Here is a 19451-nt window from a genome sequence, read left to right on the forward strand (position 1 = left end):
TGCGCGTGCCAGCGGCGCGAGCGCATTCAATCAGGGAGACATCACATGGCCACCGTCTACAGGATCCATCCTGCGATCGGCATTGCCCGCCTGGGCAACAGCCCGAACGAGTTTTTCGTCGGTCCCGAACGTCCCGGCGAGCGGCCAGCACCGCCCGGGGGTTTCAAGGATGCGCAATGCCGCGTCAAGCGCCAGGCGGCACGCTTTCGCATCTATGCGCACCACGACGACCTCAGTGTCGAGGAGATCACCGATGCCGAGGCCGAGATCACCTGGACCGTCCACCTCGCGAACAAGAAGGCCTCGTATCCCGGCCGCGGCAACAGCGAGCCGGCTGCCGACCTCAACATCGACCCCGGCCCGCGCACCCTGGAGGGCCCGAACCAGATCGAACGTTTCGACACCGGCAGCATCCACTTCTCCGGCCAGCCCGTCACCACGGTCGAGCTCGGAGAGATCCGCAGCGACGACGACAACCGGCTGCTGGTGCTGGGCGGCTTCGGCCGCTCGGCCTCGCCCGGCGGCAATGGCATCGGCAGCTTCTGGGGCAATGCCGGCTGGTACGACGACATCTCCGACGGACCCGTGACCGCCACGCTGCGGGTCCGCGCCACCGGCACCATCCATCCGGTCGAAGGCGCCTGGGTGATCGTCGCGCCGCCGAAGTTCGCGCCGCATCAGGACAGCGTCGTCACGCTCTGGGACCGGGTGTTCCAGACCATGGTCGATGCCGGCCATGCCACCGCCCCGACCACCACCAGCTACACCCAGGACGTCTATCCGGTGCTGCAGCGGGCGCGCGACACCCGCTGGGTCTACGAGACCTATGCGCACAACTGGGCCGACCCCATCGTGGCGCAGCCGATGCGCGAATTCATCTTCAACAAGCTGCGGCCGCTCGGCAACATGCCGGCGCTGCTGGGCAGCGACTCGGCACTCACCGCCGTGCAGTACGCGCACATGCAGCGCTGGAAGGACAACAACTTCACCAACGACTGGGTCGGCGTGCCGCCCCCTCAGGCAGACGTGACGCCGCAGGGCCTCGACCGCGCTGCGCTGGAGGCCTGTGTCGGCGGCGCCTTTTATCCCGGCATCGAGGCCGGCGGGCTGGACGACAGCCAGCGGCCCATCACGACGGCGTCGAACTACGACGGCTTCCTGCGCTTCGACCCCGCCGCGGTCGGCCCGGGCAGCATCAGCGCCTCGATGGCGCTGCCCTGGCAGGCCGACTTCAATGCCTGCGCCGACAACTGGTGGCCGGTGCCGCGGCCCAACCAGGTCACACCGCAGGGCGCCAGCGGCTACGAGGAATGGGACCGCGGCGTGGGCAGCTACGAGGACATGGTCGCGAAGTGGCACACCCTGGGCTTCGTGGTCCGCCAGGGGGCGGTGCACGTCGAGGTGGACCGCTGCGAGAACGCGTCCATCACCCTGCTGACGCCCCAGCTCGATTTCGTCGACATCCCGCAGGGCCCGATGGGCATGGTGCGCGAACAGCCGCTGGCGATCAGCTTCGAGGTGATCGCCCCCGGCGGACCGCTCACGCTGGAGTACGCGCCGGGCGGCGCGCCGATGCACGCGCAGCTGGTGGCGGCAAACGCCAGCGTCTCCGCGGGCCCGACCTCGCCCGGCGCGGTGCAGACCGTGCGGCTGTGGGTCATCTACCGCACCGGCAGCGCCGGCTCGGCCCTGCCAACCCAGGTCGTCACGGTGCAGGAGCCCGTCAGCGGCCAGCAGTGGGCCATCACGATAGATGGCAACACGGTGGCGCGCCGGACCGCCGCCGCGGCGCTGGTGCTGGACCGCTCGGGCAGCATGAGCGAGGACCGCGGCGACGGCCTCAGCAAACATGTGTCGCTGCAACAGGCCGCGAGCATCTTCGTCGACGTGATGCTGGAAGGCGACGGCGTCGGCCTGGTGCGCTACAACGACGACGCCCAAGCGCTGCAGCCGGTGCTGCAGCTCGGCGCGGGCGGCCTTTCCGACCTCAACCGCAGCGCGACGCTGGACCTCATCCACGGCAGCGGCCTGGACCCGGCCGGCAACACCTCCATCGGCGACGGCATCCATGAGGGGCGCCAGATCCTCAATGCGGCGGCCGGCAGCTACGACCTGAAGTCGCTGGTCGTGCTGACCGACGGCAAGGAGAACCGCACGCGCTACATCGCCGACGTGGCCAGCGACATCAACGAACGCACCTATGCGGTCGGCTTCGGCACGCCGCAGAACACCAGCGCGGCGGCGCTGCAGACGGTCTCGGGCAACCACGGCGGCTTCCTGCTCGTGACCGGTGCGATCGGCACCGACAACCGCTTCCTGTTGCAGAAGTACTTCCTGCAGATCCTCGCTGGCGTCAGCAATGCCGAGGTGGTGCTCGACCCCGACGGCGAGCTGGCGCCCGGCGCGGTGCACCGTACTTCCCTTCCTGCTCAGCGAGGCGGATGCCGGTGTCGACGTGATCCTGCTGACGCCCTACCCCCGGGCGGTGGACTTCCGGCTGCAGACCCCCAACGGGCTGCTGCTGGAGCCCTGGCGGGCGCAGAGCGAGCCGGCCATGCGGTATGTCTCGGGCCGCGGCGTCAGCTACTACCGGCTGGTGCTGCCGGCCCAGCTGGTCGAGGGGCGCTTCGACCAGCACGGCACCTGGCATGCGCTGCTGAGCCTCGGCCCGCCGCGCGACCGGCCCACCGACGGCAGCCCGGACGGCGCCGACCACAGCATCCTGCGCGGCCTGCACGGCGCCCCGGGCGGTGCCCGCGAACGCCCGCCGCGTGTGGTGCCCAACGAGTTGCAGCGCGCCTTCGCGGTGGCGCAGGCGGCGGCCACGGCCGGCGCGAACCCCTTCACGGGCGCAGCCGCTGCTGCGGACCCGGGCCCGAACCGGCGCCGCCTGCCCTACAGCCTGGTGGTGCACAGCCACTCCAGCCTGTCGCTGCAGGCCGAGCTGCAGCAGAACGGCTACGGGCCGGGGGCCCAGGTGCAGCTCTCGGCCAGCCTGACGCAGTCGGGCCTGCCGCTGTCGCGCGATGCCGCGGTCTGGGCCGAGTTGACGCGACCCGACGGCAGCCACACCACCGTGAGCTACAGCGCCGAAGACGCGGCCCGCTGGCAAGCGCAGTTCACCGCGGCGTCGCCCGGGCTCTACCGCCTGCGGGTGCGTGCCAGCGGGCACACCCGCAAGGGCCTGCCCTTCCAGCGCGAGCGACTGTTGACCGCGGCGGTCTGGCGCGGCGGTGATCGCGACGCTGAAACCTCGAGCGGCGGCGGCACCCGCCCCGCCGACACGCAGGCCGAGCGCGACGATCGGCTGTGCCGGCTGCTGAAATGTCTGCTCGGCAGCACCCACGGGATCGACACCGAACTGGAGCACCGCCTGCGTGGGCTCGGCCTGGATCTGGAGCAGGTCCGCAAGTGCCTGGCCGCCTGGTGCACCGACGGCCGCGACAGCCGGCGCGGAGGCCTGGATGGCTGAGCCGGCGACGCTGGACTGCGATGTGGCGGTGGTCGGCGCCGGGCCGGCCGGCTCCGCCTGCGCACACTGGCTGGCGCGGGCGGGCTGCCGGGTGCTGCTGATCGAGCGCAGCCGCTTCGACGCCCCGCGGGTCGGCGAATCGCTGGCGCCGGCCGTGCAGCCCCTGCTGCGCGAGCTGGGCGTCTGGGAGCGTTTCGCCGCCCTGCATCCCTGGCCCTCCTGGGGCACGCGCAGCCTGTGGGGCGCCGAGGAGGAGCAGAGCCACTCGCACATGGTCAGCGCCTGGGGCTGCGGCTGGCACGTCGACCGGCTGGCCTTCGACCGCATGCTGGCCGACGCCGCCGTCTCCGCGGGCGCCTGCCGGCTCGACGGCACCGCGGTGCAGGCCTGCGAGGCCGGGCCGGGGGGCTGGCGGCTTTCGCTCGCCGCGACGCCCGGCACCACCCGTCCGCGCACAGCCGGCCGCTGGCCGGTGGCGCGGCGCGCCGCGGCACACGCAGGGCCACGCCAACTGACGGCGGCCGTGCTCGTCGATGCGACCGGGCGCAGCGCGAGCCTTGCGAGGAGGCTGGGCGCCCAGCGCCTGCTGTTCGATCGACTGGTCGGCGTGGCGGCACAGTGGAGCCGGGCCGAGAACGGCACGCCCAGCCGGCCGCGGCCCCCGCAGCAGGTGGTGACGGTCGAGACCGTGCCGCTGGGCTGGTGGTATTCGGCGCCGCTGCCGGGGTCCGCGCGCGTGTCGGCGGCGACCCGCGGAGAAGTGGTGGACCACGGCATGGTCGGCATGCTGTTCACCGATGCCGACCTGTGCGGCCGCCACGACCTCGCCAGCCTGGCGCGCTGGCAAGCCGGCCTGGCCGATGCCCCGCTCACCAGCGAGCGGCTGGCCGGGCGCTCGCTGCGCTGGGGCCCGTGCCCCTGCTCCGCGGTCAGCCAGCGGCTGCGGCGGCGCGAGCGACAGGCGCCCTGGCTCGCGGTGGGCGACGCGGCGCTGGCGGTCGACCCGATCTCGGGCAGCGGTGTGGTGCGGGCCTTGCGCACCGCCAAGGCCGCGAGCGGCGCGGCCCTGGGGCTGCTGGCCACCGGCGCGGATACGGCGCGCCCCAGCGCGGCGCTGGAGGCCTACGAGGCCGAGCTCGACAGCGAGTGCACGCGCTACCTGCGCGAGCGCGCGCTGTACTACGGGCTGGAGCAGCGCTGGCAGGCGGCCGAGTTCTGGCAGCGGCGGGGCCTGCGGCAGCCGGCCGGCCGAGGCGCGGAGGCCTGAGACACCCCTGAGGAACTCGGACGTTCCGCGCCGTCCTCAGGCAAGCGGCTGCGCGCTGTCGCGCGGCAGCAGCAGCTGTGGCAGTTGCACCAGGGCCGGGTCGGCACCACCCGGGCGGATCAGCCACACCAGGTCGTAGCGGTCCTCGGTCCAGGCCGGCGGCACGACACGTCCTTGCAGCAGCGTGGCCGCCAGGGCCGCCATCTCCTTGTGCCGCCAGCACAGCAGCACGGGCTGCGGCGCCGCGAGCAGGACTTTCGCCACGGCGTCCGGCGGGTCCTCGCTGGCGCAGTTTTCACGGATCTCCAGGCCCAACTCGCGCGCCAGCGGCAGCAGCGTCTGCACCGGCCGCCGGCTCGCATGTGCCTGTGTGGCCGGGGCGGCGAACAGCGTCGCGGGCCGCGGCAGTCGTGCCGGGACCTGGGCTTCCGGCGCGGCGGCGAACAGTCGCACCAGCGCGCCGGCACGCTGCCAGCCGCGCACGGACAGCGACTGGGGATCCCGGTCCCCCTGCTCCGTCACGCCCTTGAGGCCGGCCTCCGCATCGGGCTTCTCGGCGTGCCGCAGGAGCAGCACGAGCGGCGTTGGCATCGGTCCTCGCGGCCTCAGGCCGTCGCATCAGGACGCGAGGCGACGGCCGCCCGCTTGTCGCCGGCCTTGACGCTGCCATCGGGTCGCTCATAGGTGCCGATCAGGCAGCCGCAGGCCAGGGCATGTTCCTGCAGCGCCTCCAGCACCTCGTCACGCCCCGGCTTGCCGGACAGACCCGGGTCGACCTCGAGCGCGAACAGCTGGAAGGCGTAGCGGTGCACGCCGTGACCCGGCGGCGGGTCGGGCGGCAGCCAGGCGGTCTGCAGATAGGAGTTGCGGCCCAGCCTGAAGCCGGCCTCGTCCGCGCTGCCGGGCCGCAAGGCCCCGGCCGGCAGCGAGCCGTCCCGGGGGTCGAGCCCCACGGCAATGGCATGCACCAGCGGGCGCGGTGTCGGCGCGTCCGCGTCCTCGACGATCAGGACCAGCGAGGCCGCGCCGGGCGGCACCCCGTGCCACTGCAGCGGCGGCGAAACCCCTGCGCCGTCGGCCGTGTACTCGGCCGGGATGGGCATGTGGTCGGCGAAGGCGAGGCTGCTGATCTGGATGGGCGGCACACCGAGGCGCGGCTGCGCCAGGGTGGAGGCGATCTGTTCGAGACCCGCGCGCTGCTCGCGCAGGACATGACCGACCGCTCCGGGCAGTTTCTCGAGCATGGCGGTGCTCCTTTCGTGAACTCTGACCGCCTTGTCGAAGCACGGCGTGTTCCCGCCCCACACCCCCGCGTCCGTGGCCTTGCCGAAGCCTGCAAGGCGATGTTTCAATGCGACCCGGAGGGCCGAGAGACCCGGCGGCGGCTTCATTCACATCGTTCCGGGCACGACAGAAGAAAGGTGAACAAGATGAACTGGTATCTGGAAGTAGTGAGGAAATACGCGACCTTCAGCGGACGCGCACGGCGCAAGGAATACTGGATGTTCCTGCTCTTCAACATCATCATCTCGGTGGTGCTGTCCGTGCTGGACGCCATGCTGGGCACGATGTTCATCGGCATCGTCTACAGCCTGGCGATGCTGATCCCGAGCATCGCGGTGAGCGTGCGCCGCCTGCACGACATCAACCGCAGCGGCTGGTGGTGCCTGATTGCACTGGTGCCCTTCGTCGGCGCCATCGTGCTGCTGGTCTTCGCCGTGATGGAAGGCAACGCCGGCCAGAACGAGTACGGCGCCGACCCCAAGGCCGAGGCGGCCTGAAGCTCGCGGCAGTCGCCAACCGGCGACTGCCGGGGGCCGGTCCGAGGCGGCCGGCCCGACCGAGGTTCAAGCGCTGCGCGGCACCGCCTGCTGCAGCGGCAGCCGGACCGTGAACTCGCTGCCCCGGCCCTTGCCCTCGCTGCGCACTTCCACGCTGCCGCGGTGGGCGTCCACCAGCTCCTTCACCAGCGCCAGCCCGACCCCGAAGCCGCCCTTGGCACCGGTCGGATGCTCTTGCGTGAACAGGTCGAAGATGCGCGGCAGCGCCGCGGGCGCGATGCCTTCGCCCGAGTCCTGCACGCGCAGCACGGCATAGCGGTCCTCGACGTTCAGCTTGACCCAGATGCGTCCGCCCGCAAGGGTGTACTTGATGGCGTTGTCGAGCAGGTTGTAGACGATCTGGTGCAGGCGCTCGCGGTCGGCATCGACCTCGATGGCCGCCGCGGCAATCAGCAGCTCCAGCCCCACCCCTTTCTGGGCGGCGCGGTCGCGCACGGCATCCAGCAGCGCGGGCAGCTCGCGGCTGAGATCGATGCGCTGCTGCATCAGGTCCAGCTTGCCGACCCCCACACGTGCGAGCTCCGACAGATCGGCGGTCATGCGGACCAGGAAGTCGAGCTGGCGTTCAACGATGCCAAGCGCCATCCGGTGCTGCTCGGGTTGCGTGGCGCGTTTCATCAGCGCGGTGCCGTTGCGCATCGGCCCCAGCGAGTTGCGCAGCTCGTGGGTCAGCCGGGCGAAAAACGCGTCCTTGTCCCGGTGCATGCGGTCCAGCTGCGCGACGCGGTTCTCCAGCGTCTCCAGCTGGGTGCGCAAGTCGGTGCGGTCGCGCACGGTCTTGGCGAAGCCGAGCAGTTGCCCCTGGCCGTCGCGCAGCGCGGTGGTCGCGCCGGTGAGCCAGACCTCCGTGCCGTCGCGGCGCACATGCCAACGGTCGTCCTCGGCACGGCCGTCGCTCGCAGCGACCCTCCTTTCATAAGCCGGCAGATCCAGTTGCTGGTCCCTGCCGGTGAAGATCAGGGCGACAGGCCGGCCCAGCACTTCGTCCTCGCGGTAGCCGAGAATGCGCTCGGCCGCACCGCGCCAGGCGATGATGCGGCCTTCCGGATCGAGAAACATCAGCGCCAGGTCCTCGGTCTGCTCGACGAACAGATCGAGCATCGCGTGGATGCTGTCCTGGCTGGCTGCCAGCCTGTCCGCGCCCCCCTGTCCTGCCTGTTCCATGCGCCACTCCGTTCTGTCGATGCCGTCGGCCTTTGCAGCATAGTCCCGCGAGCGAAACCGCGAAGGCGCCGCGGCCCATCCGGCCGGCGTTGCCCAAGGCGCGCCCCCTCCCTCGCCGCTCAACTGCCGTGCCCAGCGCCGCGCCTCCTCGCGCAGGACCGGCGCCAGCAGCGGGTCGCTGATGCGATGGCCGGCCCCCGGCACCAGCCGCACCCGGGCTGCGCCACCGGCGGCCTGTTGCAGCCAACGTGTATTGCCCACCGGACAGGTGGCGTCGCTTTCGCCGTGCACGAAAGCCAGCGGCCCCTGCCGCCAGCCGGCCAGCATCTGCTGCCAGCGGGCCGGCGCATCGTCGGGCAGGAAACAAGCATGGCGCAGGAAATGAACAAACACCTGCCAGGACGCCTGCGCCTCGGCCAAGGGCCCGGGCTCCGGTGCGCCCCGCGGGCCGCGCCATGGCGCGGCCGCCGCGCTGCCGCCCGGGCCGGCGTGCGCCTGCTCGAAGGCCTGCCAGGCCTGCAGCAGCCGCGGCGTCGCCGCCTCGCGGCGCGCCAGCAAGGCCGCTGTCCCCTCCTGGCCCAGCCCGAGCAGGCGCAGCCCCGCAGGACCGAGCCAGCGGTCCCAGCACGAAAAATAGGCGGCGATCTCCTCGGGCCGTGCCAGGAAGGGGCTGCGCAGCAGCAGGCCCCACACCGCTTGAGGACGCAGCAGCGCGTACTGCAAGGCCGGCACCGCGCCCCAGGAGCCAGCCAGCAAGGCCAGCCGCCGCCCGCCCAGCCTCTCGCGCAGCCGGTCGACGTCGTCCAGCAGGTGGGACAGCGTGTTGTCCTCGCAGCGGCCCGGGGGCTGGCTGCGCCCGCAGCCACGCTGGTCCCAGCAGACCCGCAGCACCGGCAGGCCCTCGAGCCAGGACCAGGGATCGGGCCGGCTGCGACCGCCCGGCCCGCCATGGACGACCAGCACGGCCGGCGCGTCGGCGGGACCGGATTGCGACCACCAGAGGCGATGGCCCTCGCCGGTGTCGAGCAGTTCGCCGGGACCGAGTGCGAGCTCCGCAGCCTGCGGGGTCGGAGGGTTGTTTGACATCGTTACAACGAACAAAGGGCACAGCTCTTGCTGAAATCGGACGCCGGGCTCGCAGAGCGCTGCGCCTGAAGGCCCGGCATCCCTGAGAATGCCGACACGGGCCGAAGCCCGTCATTTTCTGACCACTTTTTTCCTGAAAGGACCGCCTCATGCAATGGAGCAAGCCCCAGTACCAGGACCTGCGTTTCGGCTTCGAGATCACGATGTACATCGCGGCGCGCTGAACGAAAGCGTCTTGCCCGGTCTCCCTGCGGTGAAGGGGAGACCTTCCCTTCCTTCCGGGCCGCCGCACGCAAGCCTTGCGGCAAGGTCCTCACCGACCTCAGGCGATCAGGATCCTGGTGTCCGGCCCGGGCGCCGGCCGCGGCCATCCGCAGTGGATTTGCAATTGCAGGAGGTGCGCCGGCATGGAGATCGATCAGTGACCCCCGTCCCTTCTTCCCTCGCGAGCGGCCACGAGACCGCCCTGCCCGCCTGGCCTGCGGCCGAGTTCGAGGCCCGCTTGCGCGCCAAGGAGGCCGGCTACCACATCCACCACCGCTTCAACCAGCGCCTCAACAGCGGGGCGCTGGCGCCCTTCCAGGTGCGCGGCTGGGTGGCCAACCGCTTCTATTACCAGCTCTGCATCCCGATGAAGGATGCCGCCATCCTTTCCAACTGCCCGGATCGCGCCGTGCGGCGGCGCTGGATCGAACGGCTGCTGGACCACGACGGCCGGGCCGGGCCGGACGGCGCCTACCGCGACGGCCATGCCGGCGGCATCGAAGCCTGGACCCGGCTGGGTCTGGCGGTGGGCCTCTCCGAGGAGGACCTCTGGTCACAGCGCCACGTCGTGCCCGGCGTGCGCTTCGCGGTCGACGCCTACCTCGACTTCGCGCGCCGGCGCCCCTGGCAGGAGGCCGTGATCTCCTCGCTCACCGAGCTGTTCGCGCCGCGCATCCATGCCGACCGGCTGGCCGGCTGGCCCAGCCACTACCCGTGGATCGAGGCCGAGGGGCTGCAGTACTTCCGCAGCCGCATCCCGCTCGCGGCGCGCGACGTCGAGCACGGGCTGGAGGTCGCCATGAGCTGGTGCACAACCGGCGAGCGCCAGCAGCGCGCGCTGGAGATCCTGCAGTTCAAGCTCGACATCCTGTGGGCCATGCTCGATGCCATCGAGCTCGCCTATCCCGACGACCTGCCCGAGGACCAGCGACCATGAGCACCGAGGCTGTGACGACACCCCTGCCGGACGGCAGTGCCGCCTTGCCCGGACTGCCGCAAGGCCTGCGCGCAACGCCGGCGATCGCGCCGATGTACCGCCTGCAGTTCGAGCCCGCCCAGGATGCCTGGGTGCTGCTCTACCCGGAAGGTCTGGTGCGCCTGAACGGCCCGGCCGCCGAGATCCTGCGCCGCTGCGACGGACAGCAGACCATCGAGGCGCTGATCGCCGGGCTGGAGCGCGACTACCCCGGCGCCGACCTGCGCGGCGACGTCTGCGACTTCCTCGTCGATGCCCATGGCCGCGGCTGGATCGTCTGAGGCGGCCGCCCGACCGGCGGCCGGTCCGCCGCTGTGGCTGCTGGCCGAGCTGACCTACCGCTGCCCGCTGCACTGTGTGTTCTGCTCCAACCCGGTGGACTACCAGCGCCATCGCGAAGAGCTCGACACACGCGCCTGGCTCGACGTGCTGGACCAGGCGCGCGCGCTGGGTGCTGTGCAGCTGGGCCTGTCGGGCGGCGAGCCCTTGCTGCGCGAAGACCTGGAGGAGATCGTCGCGCATGCGCACCGGCTCGGCTTCTACGTCAACCTGATCACGTCCGGTGTCGGCCTGACGCGCGCGAGGGCACAAGCGCTCAAGCAAGCCGGGCTGGATCACATCCAGCTCTCCTTCCAGGACTCCAGCCGCGAGCTGAACGACTTCCTGTCGTCCTCCCGCACCTTCGATCTGAAGTCGCGCACCGCCGCCCTGATCAAGGAACTCGGCTACCCCATGGTGCTGAACTGCGTGATGCACCGCTTCAACCTGCCGCACGTGGGTCGCATCATCGCGATGGCCGAGGCCATGGGCGCGGACTTCCTGGAACTGGCCAACACGCAGTACTACGGCTGGGCCTGGCTCAACCGCGACGCGCTGATGCCCACGCCAGAAGACCTCGCCGAGGCCGAGGCGCTGGTCAACCACCACCGGACGCGCCTGGCCGGGCGCATGAAGATCCTGTGGGTCTCGCCCGACTATGCCGACGCACGGCCCAAGGCCTGCATGAACGGCTGGGGCTCGGTGTTCCTGCTGGTCGCGCCGGACGGCACCGCGCAGCCCTGCCACAGCGCGCGTTCGCTGCCGGGGCTTCAATTGCCCAGGGTGCAGGACACCGCCTTGCGCGAGATCTGGCAGGACAGCCCGGCCTTCAACCGCTACCGGGGCGAAGCCTGGATGAGCAAGACCTGTCGCGACTGCGACGAGCGCGGCCGCGACTTCGGCGGCTGCCGCTGCCAGGCCTGGCTGTTGACCGGGTCCGCCGAGGCGACCGATCCGGTCTGCCCGAAGAGCCCCGACCGACCGCGCGTCGACGCCGTGCTGGCCCGAGCCCGCGCGCAGGCCACCGCGCCCGCGCAGCCGCTGCGTTTCGTCCCGAATGCGGGCCGCGGCGGCGGACTGGTCTGGCGCAGCGACGAGAACTCGCGGCGCCTGGCCGGCGAGACGGATTAGGCGCGGCGAACGCGGCATGGCGGCGCAGGCCATGCCGCCGGCCCTCGGTATGATCGTCCGCCATGTCCTCCCGCTTCACCACCCTCAAGGCCTTCGCCGCCGGTCTGTTGCTGGCCGGCTGCGCCTCCGCCCCCGAGCGGCCGACCGCCAATGCGCAGGGCGCACAGCTCGCCGCGGCTGAATCCCGCGAGCTTTACGCCCAGGCCCAGCAGCAGCTGGCGCAGCGCCTGGTGCGGCGCGTGCAGGCCCGCGGCGACCACACGCTGGACATCCTGCTGCTGTCGGGCGGCGGACAGAACGGAGCCTACGGCGCCGGCTTCCTGAGAGGCTGGCAGGCGCATCCCGGCGCACCGATGCCGCGTTTCGACCTGGTCACCGGCGTCAGCACCGGAGCCCTGCAGACGCCCTTCGCCTTGCTGGGCAGCGAGGCGGCGCTGGCGCAGGCCAGCCGGCTCTACCGGGAGGCGGCCGAGCGCATCGCGCCGGGCTTCGACTGGTGGTTCTGGCTCAACCGCAAGGGGGGCCTGCTCGACACCTCGCGCTACCGCCGCGCGCTGGACGAGGCGGTGTCTCCCGTGCTGGTGGAGGCGCTGGCGAAAGAATTCGCGGCCGGCCGCGACATCGCCATCGCGACCTCGGACTTCGACCTCGGCACCGGGCGCATCTGGAGCCTGGCCGACACGCTGGCTCGCCCCGACGGGCTGGAGCGGGCGCGCTCGCTGTTCATGGCCTCGTCGGCCATCCCGGGCGCCTTCCCGCCGGTGATGCTCGACGGTCGCGTGCATGCCGACGGCGGCATTGTCTCCAACCTGCTGATCGCGCCCGACCGCGAAGGCTACCGCCGCCTGGCCGAGGCGCTGCCGGCCGCTGGCGTGCACGGCCCCGTGACCGTGCGGCTGTGGGTGGTCATGAACCTCTGGACCCATGCGCGGCCGATGGCGGTGGATGCGGGCAGCGTGCTGTCGATGTCGCGCCGCTCGGCGCTGATGCTGTTCTGGTCGCAGCAGCCGCAGCTGCTGCAGGGGCTGCATGACATGGCCCGGCTGGTCGGCAGCGACCACCCGCAGCTGAAGTTGCAGGTGCGCTTCACGGCCATCCCCTCGGAGCTCGCCGGCGACCCGGCCGCAGAGAAGCTGTTCGACAAGGACTGGATGGCGCGCATGGAAGCACTCGGCCACGCCCGGGCCCAAAGCGCGAGCCCGTGGGACGCGCTGACGACCATCTATGCCCGGCCGCCGGCGGCGACATCGGCCGAGCCCGGCGCAGCCACCTACTAGCCGCCGCCCTCGCGCGCCGTCGCCTGGCCGGCCTCGAACAGCCGCGGCCCAGGCCCCTGCTCCGACAGCGCGTCCCAGGGGTTGCGCAGCGGGCAGGCCTGCATCGACAGACAGCCGCAGCCGATGCAGCCGCTGAGCTGGTCGCGCAGCAGTCCCAGCTGACGGATGCGTTCGTCCAGGTCGGCGCGCCAGCGGGCCGACAGCCGGTTCCAGTCCTCGGCAGTCGGCGTGCGGCCGTCGGGCAGCTCGCGCAGCGCCTCGCCGATCTCCGCCAGCGGCACGCCAATCCGCTGCGCCACCTTGATGACCGCGACACGGCGCAGCACCTCGCGTGCATAGCGCCGTTGGTTGCCGGCGTTGCGGACACTCTGGATCAGGCCCTTGGTCTCATAGAAGTGCAGCGTCGAGACCGGCACGCCGCTGCGTGCCGCGACCTCGCCCACCGTCAGGGAATGCAGCCGCCGGGCCGGATCGATCTTGCTCAGTTTTTTCATGTGCCAGGGCTTGACCTCAACTTTGCTTGAGGTTTTACCGTGACGGCTCCTTCTTCACAAGCTCTTCGAGGAATACCGCGCCCATGAACCCGCCTCTTCGCCTCGCACTCATCTACGGCAGCGCCCGCGAAGGCCGCTTCTGCGACGTCGTCGGCCGCTGGGCCGCCGAACGGGTCGTCCGTGACGGACGTTTTGCGGTCGACGTGGTCGACCCCGCCGCACCGGAGGGCGCCAGCCCTCCGAGGCTGGACGAACGTATCGCGCAGGCCGATGCCTTCCTGGTAGTGACGCCGGAGTACAACCACGGCTATCCTGCAGCCTTGAAAGCCTTGATCGACACGGTGGGCGAGCCCTGGCATGCCAAGCCGGTCGCCTTCGTCAGCTATGGCGGCGTGTCGGGCGGGCTGCGGGCCGTCGAGCAGCTGCGCCAGGTGTTTGCCGAGCTGCACGCCGTGACGGTGCGCGACACGGTGAGCTTCGCGAACGCCCCCGAGCGTTTCGACGCCGAGGGCGCCCTGCTCGAGCCCGCACGCCCTGACCGCTCGATGGCCACGCTGCTGGCGCGTCTGGCCTGGTGGGGGCACGCGCTGCGCCAGGGCCGCGCGGCGGCTCCCTACCGAGGCGCCGTCGCATGAGGGCGGCGCGTCCCACAAGGCGCTTGACCCTGCGACGGTGGCAGGGTCGATGATGGTGAATCGTCACGCACACACGCACATCGAGAGACCCGGAGTTCGGCATGCTGGAGTTCAACATCGAGGCCATGAGCACGGCTCGCGCAGCCGCCTGCGTGACCGAGGCGGTCTACTCGGTGGACCCACGGGCGGTGCTGCAGATCGACCTGGAAGGCCGTGAGGTCCGGGTGGCGAGCACGCAAGCCAACGCGCGTTTCGTCGCCGCTCTCGAGGCCGCGGGCTACCGCCCGCTCGAGTAGGCAGGACTCACCGGCACGTGCCTGCGGCTGCAGCACGACAGCCAGCGGGATGGGCGGCGACGTCTATCCGGTGCCCGCCATGCCGAGCTTGCCGCACTCCGGCGCCGCGCTCGGCTGCAGCGGCGTCAGGGCCGCCAGCTCCACCAGCAGCACGCGTCTGTGTGCGTCGGCCGCGGCCCGCGTCGCCTCGGCACACGCCACCCGCGCCGGCAGTGGCAGCGGCGCGGCCGGTCCGACGCAAGGGGCGACCTCGGCAAGCAGCGCCAGCCTGCGCAGCTCGCATTGGTCCAGCTGCCACAGCCTCTGGTAGATCACTGCGCGACTCTCCATCCGGATCCTCCGTCATACCGCGCGCCGCCCACCGTCCACAGGCAGACGGCGACGCCCCAGTTCGATCCGCATCCGCGAGCGCAGCGATTGCAGCGCGCCCCCGGCGAGCGCGCCATCATGCTGCGCCAGCGCCACGGCGCGCGACAGCGAGGTGAGCTGCCGGTCGGACAGGGCCTGCTTGATGTCCGCGAAGCTGTCGTTCACCCCCACAACGATCTGCCGGCGCAGCTCGGGCGCGAACACGTGCGGCGACACCACCGACCACCCGGCCCGCACCGCGATGCCCGCCAACCGGGAGCGCAAGGCGCGGCAGCGACGCACCGACCGCACGTCCTCCGCATGCACCGAGGCCAGCCGGACGTCCGCGAGCCGGATACCGACCACCGCGGCCTCGAGCAAAAAGCGCAGCAGCTGCCCCGCCTCGGCAGCATGCCGCCGATCCGGGCCCCCGGTGGCGCCGTAGTGCTCACAGAAGAGCCGGCTGGCCACCCGCACCAGGCGGCAGAAGTCGCACAGGCGCTCCTCCTGGGGACGGCTGCCGTCGAGCAGCGGCCACAGGTTGTCGGTCGACACCATCGCGTAAAAAAAAGGGGCCGTGACCGGGTCGTCCAGCGCGGGCAGCGGATCGACACCGTACTCGATGCGGTCCAGCGCCGTTTCGTAATCGCTCGCACGCCACAGGGGCGGCGGCGGCAGCCTCATCGTCTTGAGCCAGAGCAGCACGGTCGTGACATCTCGTGGGGGTAGGCCGATGGTCTTCTTGTGCGGGCCAATCCGGAGTGTGCAAAGCCACAGGCAACAAGGCCAATGCTGATAAGGCATGGAATCGGTGGCTGCCGCGACGCTGCGCGCAGGTCCCCGGAGACGACACCGCGCGTCCGAAAACAAAGCGCCTGCCGCAAGGGCAGGCGCTGTCACCCGGCGCCCTTCGGACGCCCAGGGCGCTGCGATCCGTCGACGGCGGGTCGCGTTGTGTTGCCCGTGCCTGCCTTCAGTGCAGGCGCGAACCTTTCGGCAGGCGCGAAGCCAGCCAGTCATGCACGTCGGCCCGGATGTGGCGGCCCTGCAGCAGAAAGTCTTCGAAGCGGCTGGGCACGTAGGGCAGGTAGAGCAGCGGCATGCCGGCTTCCTCGGGGGTGCGGTCGGCCTTGCGGCCGTTGCAGGCAGCGCAGGCCGCCACCAGGTTCATCCAGCTCCACGGCCCGCCGCGCGACTCGGGCAGGATGTGCTCGCACTGCAGCTCTCGCTCCTCGAAGCGCTGGCCGCAGTAGGCGCAGGTCAGCCGGTCGCGGCGCAGCAGCTTGCGCTTGCTGAAGGCCGGCACGACGTCGAAGAGGTTGATGCGCGGGGCGCCGGCCAGGGCGATGATGGGATAGACCTCGATCTGCGATTGGCGCCCGGCGGCCACGTTCCACCCTCCCCTGAGCAGGCGCAGCGGACCTGCGCCGTCGACCCAGGCGACCGATCCGGTGGCATGGTGCACGGCCGCCTGCTCCGGCGAGATCCACGCCTGCGGCGTGCCCTGGATGTCGAGTTGCAGCACGTGGCTGTGCGAGTCTGTTGGCATGGGTGCCCTCCTTTCTGCGGGCAGCAAGCGGTGTCCCCGCGGGACAAAAACAAAAGGCCCGGATCCCATTTCAGGGATCCGGGCCTCGAAGGCTTCGATCGGCTGGCGACGCGCCTAAACGCCTCCCTGGCCCGGATCCGGTCCCCATTTCGTTTCGAAGCCCAGCGCGCCGTCGAGTCGCCGGCCTTGAATCAAGGATTGCCGATCGCTCATCGTGAGTTCCGCCCGGGGCTCGCCCATGGACGCACACTGGCCTTTGCAGGGCAGCGGGCGGCAGGTGCAATGGTCGATGGTGTTCACGGTGGGGTCTCGAAGGCCAAGTCGTTCGGCGGCTGAGTCGGATGCTGCTCATGATGATTTGAAGCAGCGTGGAGGCGGAATGTAAAGAGTCTTCACTCCACCGTCAAGAGAAGGTGAATACTCTTTACAACAACCGTCCTGTCCGGATCCTATCGATGTTGCAGGGACAGGCCACTTCACCGCGCCGGACTGCGAAGACCTGGGCTCAATCGGGAGGCAGCAAGTCCGGGTTGTAGACAACTTCCCACAAATGGCCGTCGGGATCTCTGAAATAGCCGCTGTAACCGCCCCAGAAGGCTTTCTGTCCTTCCTTCACGATCTGAGCACCTGCGACGCGCGCCTGGGACAGGACCTCGTCGACCTCCTGAGCGGATTTGACGTTGTGGCCGATCGAGAACTGAGGGAGGCCGCCGGAAGAGACCGGCAACCCGGTGTCGTGAGCCAGGCTGGCGCGCGGCCAGAGGGCCAGTTTGAGCCCCGCTTGCAGGTCGATGAACACGACCGCTCCATGCTCGAACTGGGTTCCGACGATCCCCGGGGTTGGCAGCCCGAGGCCGTCGCGATAAAAAGCCAGCGAACGCTCAAGATCGTCGACACACAAGGTGAGGACACAGATGCTCGGTTTCATGGCAGCAGGCCTCCAGCGAAGCAGAGTCGCACCGATGATAGTGCTGTGATCCCAACGTGGCTTTCGCGTGCGCTTGCAGCCAAAGGTCAGCTCAGCTTGTATCGTCGCGCGGAAATGGTGGTGCAAACGATGAGCGAGAGACTTGACGCCGCATCCCAAACCCCAAAGGCCCCCTTCTGATGACCACGACTGCACAGCACTACGAACATCACCTCGCGCCCCTCTATGTCTGGATGGCGGGTGGTGCCACAGCCGCCTTGCAGGCCGGTGCGGCCGAAATCGAGGCCATGAAACTACCGGTCGCCGCCGGTGAGGTGGTTGTGGATCTCGGCGCAGGCTTTGGCATGCACGCCATTCCGTTGGCGCGCCAGGGCGCCCTCGTCACGGCCATCGACTCATCGGCCGCCCTGCTTCAGACCTTGCAGGAGCTGGGCAGCGGGTTGCCAGTCAGAGTCATCATTGACGACCTGCTCTCGTTTCAGGATCACGTCCAGCAAGCTCCGAAAGCAATCCTGTGCATGGGCGACACCATCACCCATCTAGCGGAGCCCTCGATGGTGGACGAGCTGATCACCAAGGCCTACGAGACACTCGTCCCCGGCGGCGTTTTCGTGCTGTCGTTCCGCGACTATTCCGTGCCGCTCACCGAGGACCAGCGTTTCATCCCGGTGAGGAACGACGACACGCGACTCTTGACCTGTTTCCTGGACTACGAGACGAAAACCGTGCTCGTCCACGACATCGTGCACGAGCGTACCCCTCAAGGCTGGCAGCTGAAGGTGAGTCACTACAGGAAGCTGCGCCTGCCGCCGGACGATCTGGTCGATCGGATGAAATCCACCGGTTTCCTTGTGCGCCGGGAGGCAGGACCCAGAGGCATGACGCGACTGATCGCAACGAAGGCTTGAAGCTTGGATGTCGTCGGAAGCTACTTGTAGGAGGCTTCGACCGTCCCGTTCAGCTTGATCATCAGGGGCTTGCCCTTGCGGTCCAGCGTCTTGCCGGCGGGGACGCGAATCCAGCCTTCACTGATGCAGTACTCCTCGACGTCGAAACGTTCCTTGCCATTGAAGCGGATGCCGATGTCGTGCTGGAACACCGCTGCGACATGGTGCGGGCTCTTCGGATCGATCGACAGGCGGTCGGGCAGCGGGGGCAGGTCTCGGGTCTCGGTCATGGGGGTCTGGCTCCGGTCAGTGCGTGTTGAACCGATATTGTCCTTGACTCGGACCAGCGGACCGGTCTATCACCCCCTGCCGCGGGGCACGCGTGCCCTCAGTCCGCCGTGAGCCGCGTCGGCTTCACTCGCTCACCCAGCGCCGGGCGAAGCCAGTCGGCGTGCCGCTGCAAGGTGTCCACGGGCATCTTCTGCCCGAAATCGAGCAACTTCTCCTCGCCCCCCGGAAGTCGCACTTGCACCGAGAAACTGCCCTCCCTGTCGTTCTCGTATTCAAGGCAGGGCCAGAGGGACAGCACCTCCTGCAGGGCCACCGTCCGGACGCGGGTGCGCCACCAGGCACTGGTCTCGGTGTAGGCAAGCCGCCCTTCCGCGAGGTCGAACTCAACGGCCGCCACGCCGTAGCTCGCGGACAGCACGGCCAGGAAGACGGCCATGACCGCCCCGAACAGGAGCATCACGATGACGAACTCGCCGAAGGATGCATCGATCAGCGAGCCCTCGGCGCCGCTGATCAGCATCACCACGCCGACCAAGACGAGGAAGACGAGAACCGGGAGCACACAAATGACGACGAAGACCCCCATTGCCACCAGACTGAAGGCCATCGGCTCCCACCATCTCTGCTCGAACGCAGCGGGTTTGCGGTAGCTCAACCGCTGGGGCGACTCTTGCCAGAGCCAGCCGTCCGGGTTTGTGTCGACGGAGGCCTTGCCGCCGGCAGCCGGGGCCTCACGCTGCGACGTGGCGATGCGGGCCCGTTGGGCCGCACGCTGTGCGGTGCGGCGCTGTTTGGAACTTGAGGTCATGCGGCCCGGATCTTACCCAGAGCCGCCCCGGGAAACGTCGCACGAGCGCACCTCCATGCCCCTGGAACGAGGGGGACGGTCAGAGCCTTTCGACCGGCTTCTTATGACGCTCCGGGACCGAACACCGGAAACTATCTTGTTTTATCTTGATTCCGATAATTTATCCAAACCGAGATAATTGCGGATAAAGCCATGATCGCCCTCCCACGCGCAGCACTCGCACAGGAGATGGCGGCAGCCTTCAGCATGCAAAGCCTCCGCATGCAGCGCCGAGCGAAGCGATTCGGAGTAAGCGTCAGAGGCCTGCAGCGTGCCATCGGAGCGGCAGCAACCCCCACGGTCGGCGGCACGACTCGGTTGACGCAGCTTTGACCCAGATGGTTTGACCAGGATGGTGTTCCTCTATGGTGCTGACGGCT

Annotated in this window: 22 protein-coding genes; 12 read left to right on the plus strand and 10 right to left on the minus strand. The window is 70.0% G+C overall.

Annotation, left to right across the window (positions count from 1 at the left end; all coding sequences use genetic code 11):
• Positions 1–45: 45 nt before the first annotated feature.
• From OOT46_RS28405 to OOT46_RS28415, 3 genes are read left to right on the plus strand one after another with little or no spacing between them, the layout of a single operon-like run.
• Positions 46–3237, plus strand: a complete 3192-nt coding sequence (locus OOT46_RS28405; protein ID WP_265406991.1) for a LodA/GoxA family CTQ-dependent oxidase — start codon at positions 46–48, stop codon at positions 3235–3237.
• Entirely contained in the window at positions 3209–3472 is a 264-nt protein-coding gene (locus OOT46_RS28410) for a hypothetical protein (RefSeq protein ID WP_265406992.1), read from the plus strand. The genes OOT46_RS28405 and OOT46_RS28410 overlap by 29 nt, the downstream gene beginning before the upstream one ends.
• Positions 3465–4739 carry an FAD-dependent oxidoreductase gene (locus OOT46_RS28415; protein WP_265406993.1) on the plus strand — a complete coding sequence of 425 codons (1275 nt, stop codon included), beginning with the start codon at positions 3465–3467 and terminating at the stop codon, positions 4737–4739. Before OOT46_RS28410 ends, OOT46_RS28415 begins: the two co-directional genes overlap by 8 nt.
• A gap of 36 nt (positions 4740–4775) precedes the next feature.
• Here OOT46_RS28415 and OOT46_RS28420 read toward each other — a convergent pair whose 3' ends face one another.
• Together OOT46_RS28420 and OOT46_RS28425 are read right to left on the minus strand one after the other, a co-directional pair.
• Positions 4776–5330, minus strand: coding sequence for a histidine phosphatase family protein (locus OOT46_RS28420; protein ID WP_265406994.1), 555 nt, complete (start codon positions 5328–5330; stop codon positions 4776–4778).
• Between the two features lie 14 nt (positions 5331–5344).
• The gene (locus tag OOT46_RS28425; RefSeq protein WP_265406995.1) at positions 5345–5983 is read right to left on the minus strand and encodes a YbhB/YbcL family Raf kinase inhibitor-like protein; all 639 of its coding nucleotides are present in this window, start codon (positions 5981–5983) and stop codon (positions 5345–5347) included.
• A gap of 186 nt (positions 5984–6169) precedes the next feature.
• Here OOT46_RS28425 and OOT46_RS28430 point away from each other — a divergent pair, with 186 nt between their 5' ends.
• Positions 6170–6520 carry a DUF805 domain-containing protein gene (locus tag OOT46_RS28430; protein ID WP_265406996.1) on the plus strand — a complete coding sequence of 117 codons (351 nt, stop codon included), beginning with the start codon at positions 6170–6172 and terminating at the stop codon, positions 6518–6520.
• Between the two features lie 66 nt (positions 6521–6586).
• Here OOT46_RS28430 and OOT46_RS28435 read toward each other — a convergent pair whose 3' ends face one another.
• Complete coding sequence (locus OOT46_RS28435; RefSeq protein ID WP_265406997.1) at positions 6587–8830, minus strand: alpha/beta fold hydrolase; 2244 nt, start codon at positions 8828–8830, stop codon at positions 6587–6589.
• A gap of 149 nt (positions 8831–8979) precedes the next feature.
• Here OOT46_RS28435 and pqqA point away from each other — a divergent pair, with 149 nt between their 5' ends.
• The 5 genes from pqqA (at position 8980) to OOT46_RS28455 (ending at position 12796) form a co-directional block, all read left to right on the plus strand.
• Complete coding sequence (pqqA, locus tag OOT46_RS31080; protein ID WP_416136270.1) at positions 8980–9054, plus strand: pyrroloquinoline quinone precursor peptide PqqA; 75 nt, start codon at positions 8980–8982, stop codon at positions 9052–9054.
• Between the two features lie 197 nt (positions 9055–9251).
• Positions 9252–10031: a pyrroloquinoline-quinone synthase PqqC gene (gene pqqC / locus OOT46_RS28440; RefSeq protein ID WP_416136269.1), complete on the plus strand. Its 780-nt coding sequence runs from the start codon at positions 9252–9254 to the stop codon at positions 10029–10031.
• Positions 10032–10123: 92 nt separating this feature from the next.
• Positions 10124–10351, plus strand: a complete 228-nt coding sequence (gene pqqD, locus OOT46_RS28445; protein WP_265407011.1) for a pyrroloquinoline quinone biosynthesis peptide chaperone PqqD — start codon at positions 10124–10126, stop codon at positions 10349–10351.
• Positions 10323–11519 (plus strand): pyrroloquinoline quinone biosynthesis protein PqqE, encoded by a 1197-nt coding sequence (gene pqqE / locus OOT46_RS28450; protein ID WP_265406998.1) that lies wholly within the window; start codon positions 10323–10325, stop codon positions 11517–11519. Before pqqD ends, pqqE begins: the two co-directional genes overlap by 29 nt.
• A gap of 62 nt (positions 11520–11581) precedes the next feature.
• Positions 11582–12796, plus strand: coding sequence for a patatin-like phospholipase family protein (locus tag OOT46_RS28455; RefSeq protein WP_265406999.1), 1215 nt, complete (start codon positions 11582–11584; stop codon positions 12794–12796).
• Here the strand turns inward: OOT46_RS28455 and soxR are convergent.
• Complete coding sequence (soxR, locus tag OOT46_RS28460) at positions 12793–13290, minus strand: redox-sensitive transcriptional activator SoxR (RefSeq protein ID WP_265407000.1); 498 nt, start codon at positions 13288–13290, stop codon at positions 12793–12795. The two genes, OOT46_RS28455 and soxR, sit on opposite strands and share 4 nt — an antisense overlap.
• An 83-nt stretch (positions 13291–13373) precedes the next feature.
• Between soxR and OOT46_RS28465 the strand changes: the two genes are divergently transcribed.
• Both OOT46_RS28465 and OOT46_RS28470 read left to right on the plus strand, forming a co-directional pair.
• Positions 13374–13925, plus strand: a complete 552-nt coding sequence (locus OOT46_RS28465; RefSeq protein ID WP_265407001.1) for an NADPH-dependent FMN reductase — start codon at positions 13374–13376, stop codon at positions 13923–13925.
• Positions 13926–14026: 101 nt separating this feature from the next.
• Positions 14027–14221 carry a heavy-metal-associated domain-containing protein gene (locus OOT46_RS28470; protein ID WP_265407002.1) on the plus strand — a complete coding sequence of 65 codons (195 nt, stop codon included), beginning with the start codon at positions 14027–14029 and terminating at the stop codon, positions 14219–14221.
• Positions 14222–14284: 63 nt separating this feature from the next.
• Here OOT46_RS28470 and OOT46_RS28475 read toward each other — a convergent pair whose 3' ends face one another.
• From OOT46_RS28475 to OOT46_RS28490, 4 genes are all read right to left on the minus strand, one after another.
• On the minus strand, positions 14285–14551 hold the full coding sequence (locus OOT46_RS28475; RefSeq protein WP_265407003.1) for a hypothetical protein: 267 nt from the start codon (positions 14549–14551) through the stop codon (positions 14285–14287).
• A 12-nt stretch (positions 14552–14563) separates the two neighbouring features.
• Positions 14564–15373: a hypothetical protein gene (locus tag OOT46_RS28480; protein ID WP_265407004.1), complete on the minus strand. Its 810-nt coding sequence runs from the start codon at positions 15371–15373 to the stop codon at positions 14564–14566.
• A gap of 169 nt (positions 15374–15542) precedes the next feature.
• Complete coding sequence (locus OOT46_RS28485) at positions 15543–16118, minus strand: HNH endonuclease (RefSeq protein ID WP_265407005.1); 576 nt, start codon at positions 16116–16118, stop codon at positions 15543–15545.
• Positions 16119–16623: 505 nt separating this feature from the next.
• The gene (locus OOT46_RS28490; protein ID WP_265407006.1) at positions 16624–17046 is read right to left on the minus strand and encodes a VOC family protein; all 423 of its coding nucleotides are present in this window, start codon (positions 17044–17046) and stop codon (positions 16624–16626) included.
• A gap of 179 nt (positions 17047–17225) precedes the next feature.
• Between OOT46_RS28490 and OOT46_RS28495 the strand changes: the two genes are divergently transcribed.
• On the plus strand, positions 17226–17954 hold the full coding sequence (locus tag OOT46_RS28495) for a class I SAM-dependent methyltransferase (RefSeq protein WP_265407007.1): 729 nt from the start codon (positions 17226–17228) through the stop codon (positions 17952–17954).
• 20 nt (positions 17955–17974) lie between these two features.
• Here OOT46_RS28495 and OOT46_RS28500 read toward each other — a convergent pair whose 3' ends face one another.
• Together OOT46_RS28500 and OOT46_RS28505 are read right to left on the minus strand one after the other, a co-directional pair.
• Positions 17975–18223, minus strand: coding sequence for a DUF3297 family protein (locus OOT46_RS28500; RefSeq protein ID WP_265407008.1), 249 nt, complete (start codon positions 18221–18223; stop codon positions 17975–17977).
• A gap of 98 nt (positions 18224–18321) precedes the next feature.
• Complete coding sequence (locus tag OOT46_RS28505; RefSeq protein ID WP_265407009.1) at positions 18322–18831, minus strand: hypothetical protein; 510 nt, start codon at positions 18829–18831, stop codon at positions 18322–18324.
• Positions 18832–19451: the final 620 nt, after the last annotated feature.

Origin of the sequence: Aquabacterium sp. A7-Y, from assembly GCF_026153205.1 — a bacterium.
Taxonomy (GTDB): Bacteria; Pseudomonadota; Gammaproteobacteria; order Burkholderiales; family Burkholderiaceae_C; genus Caldimonas.